Below are 13,461 nucleotides of genomic sequence, written 5' to 3'. Positions count from 1 at the left end.
GGTCCGGTAGGGAGCAACCAAGTTGCCGTGGCAGGGAGGTATGAATGCAGGTAACAGACCGCGTCACCGTCACCTTGGGTCCAGGGTTGCAGGTCGGAGCCGACTACGAGCACGGGGTTCGAACCGGTGCGGTGATCGAACGCGTGCGGTATCACCCCAAGGGCGGACCGGTGGAGGTGCGCGCCCCGGTGCAGGTGGTCGCCAACCCCCGGGCCGCAGTTCGAGCCCTGCGCATCGACATTCGGGGCGCCCACGTCTTCACCCTGACACGCCAGGAGATAGCGCGCGCTCTTGAGTGGGTCGACGGAAGCGGATGGCTTCAAGCCGTCGCCGCCCTGTACCGCGGCGAAGAGACGGGCTTCACGATCATCTTGCGGGACGGAACATGCGCCGAGTGGCGAGTGCGGCCCGTCCGATTCCTCTCGCTCACCCCCGTGCAGTCCTCAAACTGTGAAGTTCAAGCACAGCACCAGCGACGGGAATTGAGCGCATGAGTACCACGATCATCACGGAACACCCCGGGTGGCACACCACCCCGGACGACGAGCCCGTACGCGTTGTCGAGTTTCAGGGCGCCGCATGGCTCGCCCACTGGGAGAGCGAGCGCGAGCACCTGCTGCTGCGCGCTCTCGACCCTGCCGCGGCCGATCAGCCGCCCGTCGCCTACACGTCCGCGGTCGAGCTGCCCACTGCGGCCGAGGGAACCCTGCTGCTCGACGAGTTGGTGTCCCTGGGAACCGTCGCCCGGCTCACCAACCCGTCGTTGTGGGACGCGATCACGACCGCACTCCTCCGTCAGGTGATCAGCGCACCGCAGGCACGCAAGAAACACCGGGCGTTCTACTCCGCGTACGGACGCGCCTTCGACACGCCCGCCGGTCCGCTCCCCCTTACTCCCGCTCCCGAGGTCGTGCTCGAAGTGAGCGACGAGGGGTTCACCGCGATCGGCGCCAAGTTCAACGCGAAGGGGCTGCGCTCCGCCGCTACCGCCTACCTCGACCGCGGCGAGCACTGGGCCACCCTCGACCCGGAAAGCCTCGTCAAGGAACTGTGCGAGGTCACGTACATCGGCCCGTGGACCGCCGCCGCAGCCGCGGCCGACTTCACCGGGGACCACTCCGTTTACCCGCACGGCGACCTCGCCGTGCGCACGTGGGCCGGTCGCGCCGCACCCGGCCTCACCCTGCCCGGGGACGAAAAGCACTTCGAGGCCCTGTGGCGCCAATGGGCGCCCACCCGCAGCCAACTGCACGCCCTGACTCTGTTCACTCTCACTTGGGGGAGCCATGCCCGCGTTACCCGCGCAGGAGGAACACCGCACCACCCCTGATCTGATCGCCGGCGCCGACCTGAACCGCATCCTCGACGCCCTGTTCGTCAACGCCCCGCTACGCGACTACGGCCTGCGGCCCCGGACGAACGACTACACCCTGCCCGTGCTCGGCATGGCCTACATCGCTACCTACGCGCAGGAAGTCGGAGGGTTCAACGTCGGTGTGTTGGACGCAGAGGCACACGGCCTCGGCATCGACGCGACCGCCCGCCTGATCAACGAGGTACGCCCCCGATGGGTAGGCATGAACCTGCTCGCCCCGACCTACGAAATGTCGGCCCGGATCGCCGCCGAGATCGACGACGGTATCGCCCTCATGGTCGGGGGTCACCACGCCAAGGCCATGCCCGACCGCATCCTCGACGACCCCCGCATGCGCAACCTTCGCGCCCTGGTGATCGGCGAGGGCGAGACCCGCGTCGCCACGCTCCTCGCCGACGAGCGCCGCCGCGCCGAGCTGCCCGGAGTGATGTGGCGCGACCGCATCCTCGGGACGCACGCCGCCGGTATCGCCCACGGCGACACCGCAAAGTGGTTGAGCCCGGACATCGACGCTCTGCCCCTGGTGAACCGCGCGTTCCTGCCGCAAGACCCTTACCTCGCCGACGACGGCCGGCGCGAGGCGAACATCGTCGGCGCGCGCGGGTGCCCCTACGACTGCACGTTCTGCGGCGCCGCGGTCTCCGCGAACCCCGACGTCAAGATCCGAACTCGTGCGCCCGAGGGCATCGTCGCGGAACTCGACCACCTGCACGACCTCTACGGGACCACGGCATACCGGTTCGTCGACGACCTGTTCCTCGGCGCCAAGCGGGTGATCGTCCCGCAGATGGAAGCATTCACCCGGCACAAGATCGGCGAGCGGTACGTGTGGGACGCCACGGGCCGGATCAACGTCCTCGACCGCCTCGACGACGCCATGCTCGACACGCTCAAGACCAACGGACTGCACGAGGTAGCCCTCGGAATCGAGTCGGGCAGCGACCGCGTACTCGCCGGCATGGACAAGCGGATTACGGCCGAGATGACCGAGCGCGTCGCCGGCCGCCTGCTCGAACGCGGCATCGGCGTGAAGGGCTATTTCATCCTCGGCTACCCCGGGGAAGAGCAGTCCGACCTCGACGCGACCGTGCGGCATATCCACAACCTGTGGACCATCGCCGACCGGCACGCAGACGCTCGTTTCCGGGCGTCCGTGTTCGAGTTCCGGCCCTACCCCGGTACGCCCGTGTGGAACACCCTCACCAAGGCCGGACACGACCCCGACGCCCTGCTCGCATACTCCGACGTCGACCTCACCGCGGACGGCGCCAACGAGTCCATGAGGCAGCGCGACGAGTTCAATTTCACCGTGGGTATCCAGTTCGGCACGGTCCCCCTCCCCAAGCTGCGCGCCACCCTCGCCGACCTCACCCGCGAACAGCACGAACGTAACCGGATGGGGATCGCCGCATGACCGACCCTGGCCTGTTCGTCACCCTCGACGGCCCGAGCGCCGTCGGAAAGTCCACTACCCTCGCAGAACTCGACAACCTGCTGCGCAACGACGGCCGGCTCGTCTTCCGCACCGCCGAGCCGAGCGGAAGCGCCCTCGGGCAGTTCACCCGAGCAGGTGCCGCATTCCTCACCGGACACGCCCTCGCCTGCCTCGTCGCCGCCAATCGATACGAGCACGTCGAGGTCGAACTGCGGCCGATGCGGGAAGCCGGCTTCACCGTCATCAGCGACCGCTATCTCGCCTCGTCGCTCGTCCTGCAACGTCTCGACGGCGTCGACGAACAGTTCGTGCTCGCCCTGAACCGCGAGATCATGCTGCCCGACCTCGCCGTGATCCTCACCGCCGACCCGGGCGAGATCGCCGCCCGCCTTGCCAAGCGCGGCGTCCGCCACCGCTTCCACCACGACCCCGACGCCCCGAGCCGCGAGGTCGACCTCTACGCCGAGGCGACACAGACCCTCATGGGCATGGGCGTACAGGTGCTCGTACTCGACTCCACCACAACCGCCCCAAGGGACGTAGCGCGCCGAATCGCCGACGCGCTACCCCCGCACGGGAGTAGCGTCCCGAGACAGCCCCAGCAGCCCAACAACCACACGGTGAACCCATGAGCCCCACACCCGCAACACCCGTCATCGACACGCATGTGATCCTGCGCGACGGCGACATGATCCTGCTCTCGCAGCGCGGAGGACCGTACGGCCACGGACGATGGCACGCCCCCTCCGGCAAGCTCGACCAAGCCGAGCCCCTCACCGTCGGCGCAGCCCGCGAGCTGCGCGAAGAAACCGGCGTCGAGGTCGACCCCGAGCACCTGCGCCTCGTGCACACCGTGCACCACAAGCAGAGCGACACAGTCGAGCGGATCGGGCTGTTCTTCCTGGCGACCGAGTGGGACGGCAAGCCCGAGAACCGCGAACCCGAGAAGTGCCTCGCGCTTCGTTGGTTCCCTGTCGACGCCCTGCCCGAGGACCTGATTGAGTACCCCGCCGCGGGACTGTACGGCTACCTCAAGGGCGCCGAGACGCTCACCGAGCACGGTTGGGCGTAGCCCAAGAGAAACCCCGCCGCCCGCCGATCTCCTTCGGGATACGGCGGGCGGCGGCGTGCCCCCTACTCGTTGGCGGGAGGCTGCTCGGCCGAGGCGCCGAGATGCCGGTGCAGGTCGTACCTCGAAACCTTGTACGCCCTCCCGTGGCGCAGAATGCGAACGGGGTATCGCCCAGTCCGGGCGAGGTGGTAGCCGGTGGTCCGGCCAAGGCGCAAAGCCCTGTTGGCAGTCTCAAGCGGGATCGCGACGGGAAGTGTCATCAGCTCGTCGTGTGTCATCCCCTGATCGGTCGTACTCATCATCTGCCCCCAGTGACATCGGTGTGCACATCGGCCCGGTGATGCCGAGCGATGCCTAGATCAGCAACTTACGATCAAGGGTGGCGCTTTGCAACCAACAAAGCTAGCTTTGCGATATGCACAGTCACCAGGCAGCGGGCGATGTCATCGCCGCGCAGATCCGCCGACATCGCGAGCGACTCGGGATGAACAGGCATGACCTGGCCGCCGAGTGCGCGCGCCTCGGCCGCCCTGATCTCTCGTACGCCGTGATCGTCACCATCGAGACCGGCCGCGGCGACAGCAACGCCAAGAAGCGCCGTCAGGTGACCGCCGAGGAGCTGCTCGTCTTCGGCCTCGCCCTCGCCACGCCCCCGTTGCTCCTCATGGTCCCGCTCGGGACCGAGGGGAGCCTGCCCACCGTCCCGAGCGCGGACCCTCGCGACCCGTACACGGTGTGGCAGTGGATGACCGGCGAGGCGACGCCGACGCTCGACGGCCCCCTCGATGGGCGGTACGTCCCCGACACCCGGCCGATCGCCGGTACCGGGCAGACGTGGGCCGCCGCATGGGCCACAGCGGCCTATCCGGTCTCGCTGTACCCCGAGCTCGCGCGGCGCCGCGAAAGGGCCCACAAGGCCCGCTTGCGCGCCGCGCTCGATCCGTCAGCGCAGCCCGAGTACGTCGACCGCCTCGACGAGCTCGCGCAGGTCGTCAACGACATGCACCGCGCGAGCCTCACCGTCCCCGAGCTGCCAACCGAGTTGGCCGAGGACTTGAAGCGGCTCGACCTGCTCGACAACCCCGACCAGACCCACCCGAGAGGTATTGAGTGACCGCGAAGGGAACCACGACAAAGCGCTGCTACTGCCGCCGCAAGGACGGTAAGCCGCTGGGCAGTTCCTGCCCCAAGCTCAAGCAGCGCACGCACGGCGTGTGGTCGATCCGGCAGGAACTGCCGCCGACCCTGGAAGGCGACCGCCGCCTGTTCCGCCGCGCCGGATACGACACTCAGACCGAGGCGCAGGGCGACCTCGACAAGGTGCGCGCCCTGCTGAACATCGCCGACGCGGACGACCAGGACGGCCGCGCCCGCCTCGGCGACCTGCTCGCGTTGGTCGGGTCCGGCAAGGAGGGCATCCCCGATCTCGACGAGACGAAGCGACGGTTCGGCACCGGCCAGTCGCTCACGCAACACATGACCGTCGCCGAGTGGCTCGACCTGTGGCTCGCCGGCAAAAAGGCGTTGCGCAAGAGCGGCCACGACCGGTACGAGCTCGACATCCGGTGCCACTTGCGCCCCCGGATCGGGCACATCCGCCTCGACCGCCTCACGGTGCCGCACCTCGACGCCATGTTCGAGGGCATCGCCGAGACGAACATCGAGATCACAGAGGCGAACGCTGACCGCCGGGCCGCGCTCGCCGAGCTCAAGGCGACCCCGTGGAAGGGAGCAGAGCACCGCGCCCGCCGGAAGGTGATGAAGGACACCATCGACGCGATGGCCCCTTTCCGGCGGGTCACCGGGCCCTCGACGCAGCAGCACATCAGGGCCACGCTGCGGGCCGCGCTCAACACCGCGATAGCCCGGGGCTCGATCACCTTCAACGCCGCGCAGCACGTCGAGCTCGTCGCCGCCAAGCGTCCGAAGGCGATGGTGTGGACCGACGCGCGTATCGCCGAGTGGCTACGGACCGGCGACAAGCCGAGCTCGGTCATGGTCTGGACTCCCGAGCAGGCGGGCGCCTTCCTGGACTTCCTCGCCGACACCGAGCAGCGGCTGTTGCCGCTGTTCCACCTGATCACGTTCCGGGGCCTGCGGCGGGGCGAAGCGTGCGGCGTCCGGTGGTCCGACTACAACGTCGCAACGGGCGAACTCACGGTCGCGACGCAGCTCGTGCAGGACGGTTGGGAAGTCGTCGAGTCGGCGCCCAAGACCGACAGCGGCGAGCGAATCATCTCGCTCGACGAGTACACCGCCGAGGTGCTCGAAGCCCACCGAATCAAGCAGGGGGCCGAACGTCTCGAATGGGGCGAGGCATGGACCGACAGCGGTCGCATGTTCACGCAGGAGAACGGAGAGTGGCTGCACCCCGGCACGCTGACCGATCAGTTCGAGCGGCTCGTCGAGCTCTCGGGTCTGCCGCCGATCCGTATGCACGACCTGCGGCACGTCGCCGCCTCGCTCATGCTCGCCGCCGGCGTCGACGTCAAGATCGTGTCCGAGACCCTCGGGCACTCCGACTCTCGGATCACGCGGGACATCTATCAGTCCGTCATGCCCAAGGCAGCGCGCGATGCCGCCGAGGCCACGGCCGCCATGGTCCCGAGAGGCACTGTGCGGCGCCCCGTTCAGGTCGCCACCGAACCCGAGACCGAGCCGATCGTCGCCGAGGTCGAGGCAGAGGTCGAAGCCGAACCCTCGAACGCCGAGGTCACACCGGATGCCGGGCACGCAGATGGGCACGCAATGGGCACGCAGGGGGGCGCGAAGATCATTTTGTTCCGGCCCCGTCTGGCCCGGAAATAGCAAAACCCCCAGGTCACGGCGAGTGAGTCCTGAGGGTTCTACAGAGCCGCCTTCGGGATTCGAACCCGAGACCTACGCATTACGAGTGCGTTGCTCTGGCCAACTGAGCTAAGGCGGCACCGCTGGTTCGACAAGAATTCCCCCGGAGAGGTGCTCTCATCAGCAGCGGCGCCAAGTCTACAGGGTGGAACGGGGTGCCCCGAACCGGGTTGTGCGCACGGAGGTGGCCGGGGTCAGCAGCGCTTGGCCGGGGGTGGCGGGGTGCCCTCCAGGAGGTAGCGGTTGATCGCCGTGTCGACGCAGTCGCTGCCGCGCCCGTACGCCGTGTGGCCGTCGCCGTCGTAGGTCAGCAAGGTGCCCGAGTCGAGCTGCTCCGCGAGGCCCCGGGCCCACTTGTACGGGGTCGCCGGGTCGCGGGTGGTGCCGACGACCACGATCGGCGCGGCGCCCTTCGCCGTCAGCCGGCCCGCCGTGCCGGTGGCCTTCACCGGCCAGTAGGCGCAGTTCAGCGAGGCCCAGGCCAGCCCCGCCCCGAAGACCGGTGAGGCCTTCTCGAAGGACGGCAGCGCGGCCTCGACCGCCGTCGGCCCGGCGAAGGCCGGGGGCTGGTCCAGGCAGTTCACGGCGGCGTTCGCGAACATCAGGTTCGCGTACTTGCCGTCCGGCTCCCGCTCGTAGTAACTGTCCGCGAGGGCCAGCAGGCCCGAGCCGTCGCCGCCCAGCGCCGCCGTGAGTGCCTCGCGCAGCTGCGGCCACGCGCTCTCGTCGTAGAGTGCCGCGATCACCCCGGTCGTCGCCAGGGACTCGCCAAGCGGCCGGGCCGCTTCGCCCGTGGGCAGGGGCTGGGCGTCGACCTTGCGGAAGAACTCCTCCAGCCGCTGCGCCACCGCGTCCGGCGAACCCTTGCCGAGCGGGCAGCCGGGCTGCTTCGCACAGTCCTTCGCGAAGGAGCGGAAGGCCGTCTCGAAGCCCTCCGTCTGGTCGCGGTTCATCTCCAGCGCGGACCGGGAGGGGTCCATCGCACCGTCCAGGACCAGCCGGCCCACCCGGCCCGGGAACAGGTTCGCGTACGTCGCGCCGAGGAAGGTGCCGTACGAGGCCCCGACGTACGTCAGCTTCTCGTCGCCCAGCACCGCACGCAGCATGTCCATGTCCCGCGCCGCGTCGACGGTCCCGACGTGCGGCAGGATCCGCCGCGAGTGCGCCTCGCAGCCCGCCGCGAACTCCTTGAACGCCGCCACCAGCAGCGCCTGCTCGGCCTTGTCGTCCGGCGTCTGGTCCACCTGGGTGTACTTGTCCATCGCCGGGCCGCTCAAGCACTCGACGGGAGTGCTCCGGTCCACCCCGCGCGGGTCGAAGGACACCATGTCGTACTGGGCCCGGACCGCCGCCGGGTAGCCGATGCCCGCGTACGCCTGGAGGTACCCGATCCCCGAGCCGCCGGGTCCGCCCGGGTTGACCACCAGGGAGCCCAGCCGCTTGCCGGGACCCGTCGCCACCCGGCGGGCCACCGCCACGTCGATCGCCTGGGCCGAGTCAGGGGTTCCCGGGTCCGCGTAGTCCAGGGGGACCTTCATCGTGGAGCACTGGAAGCCGGGCACACCGCACTCGCGCCAGCTCAGCTTCTGCCCGTAGTACGGACGCAGCGCCGCCGGTACGGTGCCCGGCGCGGCCGGGGACGCGGAGGCCCGGGGCTCCCCCAGCCCACCGGAGGTGCACCCGGAGAGCAGCAGCCCGGCAGCTGCGATCACGGTTCCGGTCGTACGCAGCAGGCGACTGGTGTCCATGCGGCGAGCCTACGACCTGCCGGGCGCCCCCGACGGCACCGCGACGGCCGCTCGCCCACCCGTCGCCGTCCGAGCGCCCAGCCCCCCAGGGGGAAGCGGACTCGCCGGAGAGCGGGCGCCGGACCCCTCGTACGGGTGAACACGTCAACGGGCGGTGTGCTCAGCCCGCCCGCAGCGCCATCGTCATGGCCTCGACGGCAAGGAGCGGGGCCACGTTCCGGTCGAGGGCGTCCCGGCACGCGATGATCGCCTCGATGCGCCGCAGGGTGCGCTCGGGGCCCGAGGCGCGGGCGATCCGGTCCAGGTCCGCCCGTATCTCCTCGTTGGCGATGGCCAGGCCCGAACCGAGCTGGAGGGCCAGCACGTCCCGGTAGAAGCCGGTGAGGTCGATCAGCGCCAGGTCGAGGCTGTCGCGCTGGGTCCGCGTACGGCGGCGCTTCTGCCGGTCCTCCAGCTCCTTCATCACGCCCGCCGTACCGCGCGGCATCCGGCTGCCCGCGCCCGCTCCGGCGCCGAGCGCGGCCCGCAGCTCCTCGGTCTCCTTGGTGTCGACCTCCTCCGCGACCTGCTTGGCGTCCTCGGCGGCGGCGTCGACGAGCTCCTGGGCGGCTTTCAGGCAGCCGCCCACGTCGTCCACGCGCAGCGGGAGCCGCAGCACGGTGGCGCGGCGCGTCCTGGCGGCCTCGTCGGTCGCCAGTCGGCGGGCCCGGCCGATGTGCCCCTGGGTCGCACGGGCGGCGGCGGCCGCGACGGCGGGCTCGATGCCGTCGCGCCGCACCAGCACATCGGCGACGGCGGCCACGGGCGGCGTACGCAGCGTCAGGTGCCGGCAGCGCGAGCGGATGGTGGGCAGCACATCCTCCAGGGAGGGCGCGCACAGCAGCCACACCGTCCGCGGAGCAGGCTCTTCCACGGCCTTGAGCAGCACGTTGCCCGCACCTTCGGTGAGCCGGTCGGCATCCTCCAGGACGATGACCTGCCAGCGCCCGACGGCGGGCGAGAGCTGGGCCCGGCGGACCAGGTCCCGGGTCTCCTTCACGCCGATCGACAGCAGGTCGGTGCGGACGATCTCCACATCGGCGTGCGTGCCGACGAGGGTGGTGTGGCAGCCCTCGCAGAAGCCGCAGCCCGGCTCTCCCCCGAGGGCGCGGTCGGGGCTGGTGCACTGGAGGGCCGCGGCGAAGGCGCGGGCGGCGGTGGACCGGCCTGATCCGGGCGGCCCCGTGAACAGCCAGGCGTGGGTCATCTTGGACGCGGCCGGCGGCGGCACTCCGTCCGAGACGGCCGTGACCAGGGCGTCCGCGTCACGGGCGGCGGCGGCGAGCTGCGCCTGCACGCGGTCCTGGCCCACCAGGTCGTCCCATACGGGCATCCCGCCCACCGCCCTTCCTCATCCGTGCCGTGCACGCGTGTTCGTTTTCGTGTGCCTACCGAGCGCCTGTCCACATTGTGGCGGTTGCCACTGACAACGACCGACGGCCCGGCGCCGGAAGCCGGCCTCCGCTCAGCGGCGGCGGCGAGGGCGGTCGTCGTCGCCCTCGTCGTCCGGGCGCGAGCCCAGCAGTTCGTCGGCCAAGGTGGGCAGGTCGTCCAGCGGGGTCGTCTCGGCCCACTCCGAGCGGGTCCGGCGCGGCCGGCCGTCCTCGTCCAGGGCCGGGAGCTCGCGCGTCACGTCGTTCCCGGCATCCCGGAACACGCCCGGAGGCACCCGGTCGGCCGGGCTCTCCTGCGAGTGGCGGGTGGTGGGGCGCGAGGCCGACGGGGTACGGCCGGTCCCGGCGGGCCGGTCCCGGCGCGGTTCACCGGGGCGGACCGGCGGCAGTACGGAGGTCTCCGCCGCCGGGTCGACCTTCGGGACCGGCACCGTCTGCGTCACGTCGTCGGGCTGTACGACCCGCTTGACCACCGGGGTTTCCACCGTGACGGCATCGTCCGGGTGCGGCCGCCGGGACCGCGGCTGCTCGGGCTCCTTGCGCATGGAAACAGCGGGAGCCGCGGGGGCCGCCGGAGGCGCAGGGGCGGCCGGAGGCGCGGGATTCACAGGGGCCGTGGGGTTCATGGGAGCCGCGGGGGCCGCGGGGGCCACCTCCGGCCCCGGCCCCGCAGCCGTCCGGGCAGCAGCAGCGGCGGCCGCCGCGGCAGCCGACTGCTCCGCGAGCCGGCGCGCCTCCTCGGCTCGCAGCAGGGCTTCCTCCGCCCGCCGCTGCTTCTCCAGCCGCCGCTCCTCCGCCTCGGCCCGCAGCCGGGCCTCTTCCTCGGCCTGCTTGCGCAACCGCTCCGCCTCCGCGGCGCGGGCCCGCTCCTCGGCCTCCTCACGCAGTCGCGCGGCCTCGGCCCGGGCGCGGGCCTCCTCCTCGGCGCGCAGCCGCTCCTCCTCCGCCTTGCGGGCGGCCTCGGCTTCGGCCTTGATCCGGGCGGCCTCGGCCTCGCGGGCCAGGCGGGCTTCCTCCTCCGCCCGCAGTCTGGCCTCCTCCACCTTGCGCGCCGCCTCTTCCTCGGCCTTGCGCCTGGCCTCTTCCTCGGCGAGCCGGCGGGCCTCGGCCCGGGCGGCGATCTCCGCCTCGGAGAGCGGGAGCATCCGGTCCAGCCGGTGCCGTACGACCGTGGTCACCGAGCCCGGTTCCTGGCCGGCGTCGACCACCAGGTAGCGCCCGGGGTCGGCCGCGGCCAGTGTCAGGAACCCGGCCCGCACCCGCTGGTGGAACTCCGTCGGCTCCGACTCCAGCCGGTCCGGCGCCTCCGTGAACCGCTCCCTGGCCGTCTCCGGCGACACGTCGAGCAGCACGGTCAGGTTCGGCACCAGTCCGCCCGTGGCCCAGCGGGAGATGCGGGCGATCTCGGTCGGGGACAGGTCGCGCCCGGCGCCCTGGTAGGCCACCGAAGAGTCGATGTAGCGGTCGGTGATGACCACCGCGCCGCGTTCCAGGGCGGGCCGGACCACCGTGTCCACGTGCTCCGCGCGGTCGGCGGCGTACAGCAGTGCCTCGGCGCGGTTCGACAGCCCGGCGGAGGAGACGTCCAGCAGGATGGAGCGCAGTCGCTTGCCGACCGGCGTCGCTCCCGGCTCGCGCGTCACGACGACCTCGTGGCCCTTGCCCCGTATCCAGTCGGCCAGCGCCTCCACCTGCGTGGACTTGCCGGCGCCGTCACCGCCCTCCAGGGCGATGAAGAATCCGGTCGCCGACGGGGCCTGTAGCGGCTCCCCGCCCCGCAGGGCCTCGCGAAGGTCACGGCGCAGCGGCACACCGCCGCGGTCGTCGGCCTTGGCCAGCACCAGCGCCGCGACCGGCAGCAGCAGCGCGCCCACCAGCATCAGGGTGAACGAGGCGCCCCCATGGGCGAACACCACCCGGCCGCCGCCCACCCGGTGCGGGCCGATGGCCGCGGCGAGGACGGGGGCGAGGACGGCCCCGACGGCGACGGCCACCCGCACGACGGCCTGGAGGTGCTCGGTGACCCGGGCCCGGCGGAACTCCTCGGTCTCCTGGTCGAGCAGGGTGTGCCCGGTACTGGCCGCCACCCCCGCGGCCAGACCGGCCGACAGCGACAGGAACAGCACGGTCGCGGTGTCCGGCACCAGCCCCGCCAGCAGCAGCGCGAGCCCCGCCACCGCTATGGCGAGCGCCAGCAGCCGGCGCCGCGACAGCCCCGGCAGCACCTTGCCCGCCTGCGCGGCCCGAATGCCCAGGCCGGTCCCGCCGACCAGGGCGAGGACCAGCAGCGCGTACGCGGAGGGGCCCCCGCCGAGGTCGAAGGCGTGCAGCACCGCAACGGAGGCGGCGCAGGACACCGCCGCGGCAACGGCGGCGCAGGCCGTCACGAGCAGCGCGATGGCTCCGGTACGGCCCTTCTCCGGCCGGTCCCCCGCCTTGGGTGCGCGCAGCCCCTCCAGCGGTGACCTCGGACGCGGGGTCTTCACCTCCGGCAGCACCAGCGGCAACAGCAGCGAGACGGACGCGGCGAACAGGCCGGCGGCGACGTAGGAACCCAGCGCCGCCTCGTTCTCGGCGAACCACTCCACGCCCAGGCCGAGCGCGCGCCCGATCAGGCTCGCGGCCAGCAGCACGGCCGCGGCGGCGGGCATCGCGGCGAATCCCGTACGCAGCGTCAGGCGGCGCAAGGTGTCCAGGTGGTCGGGAAGCGGCCGTACGGTCGCACCCTCCGGCGGCGGCGCGGGCAGCAGCGCGGGAGCGGCGCTCTCCTTGGCCAGCGTCCACAGCCGCTCGGCGGCACCGGAGGCGAAGACGGTGGCCAGCAGCGCGGTCACGGCCTGCGCCGGGATCCAGTCCAGCCAGAGCGGGGCGACGACGAACAGTGCTATGCGCACCCCGTCGGCGCCGACCATCGTCCAGCGGCGGTCGAGCCTGCCGCCGGGGGCGGTCAGGGTGGACAGCGGGCCGAGGAGCACGGCGCCGAAGAGCAGCGTGGCCAGGATCCGGACCCCGAAGACGGCCGCGACGGCGAAGGCGGCACCTCTGTAGCCGCCGCCGAAGGCCTCCTCGGAGACGGCCGCCTGCAGCGTCAGCAACACCAGCGTCAGCAGGGCGAGGGCATCGCCGATGCCGCTCACCAACTGGGCGCTCCACAGCCGGCGCAGCCTGGGCGTGCGCAGGAGGGCGCGGACGGCTCGCTCTCGGGAGTCGGCGGCTAGGGCTTCGTCGTAGGTGGGGTTCTCGGGGGCGGTCACGACCGGTGGCTGCTCGGCTCGCGTCATCCGCCCAGCCTATCCGCTGCGCTTGGCGCCTGCGGAGCCTGTGGATAACCGTCCGATGTGACCCCGGGCGCGCCGCGGTCGCCGTGCCCCGCGGGCGCGGGGGGACGAGGCTTCACCCCACGCCCGCTGCCAGCCCGGCCCGAGCCGCCGACGGGCTTGCCGCTGCGCGGGCCGTCCCCTACCCGCCCTTCCACCGTTCCCTGGGCTCCGCCCGGACCCGCGCCTCAAACGCCGGCGGGGCTGCAAGAACCGGCCCCGCCCGGACCCGCG

General features: G+C 71.8%; 10 protein-coding genes and 1 tRNA gene. 7 read left to right on the top strand and 4 right to left on the bottom strand.

What is annotated here, in order from left to right; all coding sequences use genetic code 11:
- Positions 1–44 precede the first annotated feature (44 nt).
- The 7 genes from OG861_RS17205 to OG861_RS17175 all read left to right on the top strand — a co-directional run bounded on the left by OG861_RS17205 (position 45) and on the right by OG861_RS17175 (position 6,690).
- The gene (locus OG861_RS17205; protein ID WP_330261773.1) at positions 45–494 is read left to right on the top strand and encodes a hypothetical protein; all 450 of its coding nucleotides are present in this window, start codon (positions 45–47) and stop codon (positions 492–494) included.
- Positions 491–1,330 carry a hypothetical protein gene (locus OG861_RS17200; RefSeq protein WP_330261772.1) on the top strand — a complete coding sequence of 280 codons (840 nt, stop codon included), beginning with the start codon at positions 491–493 and terminating at the stop codon, positions 1,328–1,330. The genes OG861_RS17205 and OG861_RS17200 overlap by 4 nt, the downstream gene beginning before the upstream one ends.
- Positions 1,287–2,789 carry a B12-binding domain-containing radical SAM protein gene (locus tag OG861_RS17195; protein ID WP_330261771.1) on the top strand — a complete coding sequence of 501 codons (1,503 nt, stop codon included), beginning with the start codon at positions 1,287–1,289 and terminating at the stop codon, positions 2,787–2,789. The genes OG861_RS17200 and OG861_RS17195 overlap by 44 nt, the downstream gene beginning before the upstream one ends.
- Positions 2,786–3,442 (top strand): dTMP kinase, encoded by a 657-nt coding sequence (gene tmk, locus OG861_RS17190; protein WP_330261770.1) that lies wholly within the window; start codon positions 2,786–2,788, stop codon positions 3,440–3,442. Before OG861_RS17195 ends, tmk (OG861_RS17190) begins: the two co-directional genes overlap by 4 nt.
- Entirely contained in the window at positions 3,439–3,882 is a 444-nt protein-coding gene (locus OG861_RS17185) for an NUDIX hydrolase (protein WP_330261769.1), read from the top strand. Before tmk (OG861_RS17190) ends, OG861_RS17185 begins: the two co-directional genes overlap by 4 nt.
- A gap of 415 nt (positions 3,883–4,297) precedes the next feature.
- Positions 4,298–4,996 (top strand): hypothetical protein, encoded by a 699-nt coding sequence (locus OG861_RS17180; RefSeq protein WP_330261768.1) that lies wholly within the window; start codon positions 4,298–4,300, stop codon positions 4,994–4,996.
- The gene (locus OG861_RS17175; RefSeq protein ID WP_330261767.1) at positions 4,993–6,690 is read left to right on the top strand and encodes a tyrosine-type recombinase/integrase; all 1,698 of its coding nucleotides are present in this window, start codon (positions 4,993–4,995) and stop codon (positions 6,688–6,690) included. Before OG861_RS17180 ends, OG861_RS17175 begins: the two co-directional genes overlap by 4 nt.
- A gap of 44 nt (positions 6,691–6,734) precedes the next feature.
- Here OG861_RS17175 and OG861_RS17170 read toward each other — a convergent pair.
- The 4 genes from OG861_RS17170 to tmk (OG861_RS17155) all read right to left on the bottom strand — a co-directional run bounded on the left by OG861_RS17170 (position 6,735) and on the right by tmk (OG861_RS17155) (position 13,191).
- Positions 6,735–6,808: transfer RNA gene (locus tag OG861_RS17170), tRNA-Thr, on the bottom strand.
- A 115-nt stretch (positions 6,809–6,923) separates the two neighbouring features.
- Positions 6,924–8,477, bottom strand: a complete 1,554-nt coding sequence (locus OG861_RS17165; RefSeq protein ID WP_329196270.1) for an alpha/beta hydrolase — start codon at positions 8,475–8,477, stop codon at positions 6,924–6,926.
- A gap of 160 nt (positions 8,478–8,637) precedes the next feature.
- The gene (locus OG861_RS17160) at positions 8,638–9,849 is read right to left on the bottom strand and encodes a DNA polymerase III subunit delta' (RefSeq protein WP_329196272.1); all 1,212 of its coding nucleotides are present in this window, start codon (positions 9,847–9,849) and stop codon (positions 8,638–8,640) included.
- Positions 9,850–9,981: 132 nt separating this feature from the next.
- The gene (gene tmk, locus OG861_RS17155; RefSeq protein WP_329196274.1) at positions 9,982–13,191 is read right to left on the bottom strand and encodes a dTMP kinase; all 3,210 of its coding nucleotides are present in this window, start codon (positions 13,189–13,191) and stop codon (positions 9,982–9,984) included.
- Between the last annotated feature and the right edge of the window lie 270 nt (positions 13,192–13,461).

Source organism: Streptomyces sp. NBC_00539, from assembly GCF_036346105.1.
Classification (GTDB): domain Bacteria; phylum Actinomycetota; class Actinomycetes; order Streptomycetales; family Streptomycetaceae; genus Streptomyces.
The sequence above is the reverse complement of the archived record's forward strand: the minus strand, read 5'-3'. Positions and strand labels throughout refer to the sequence as shown.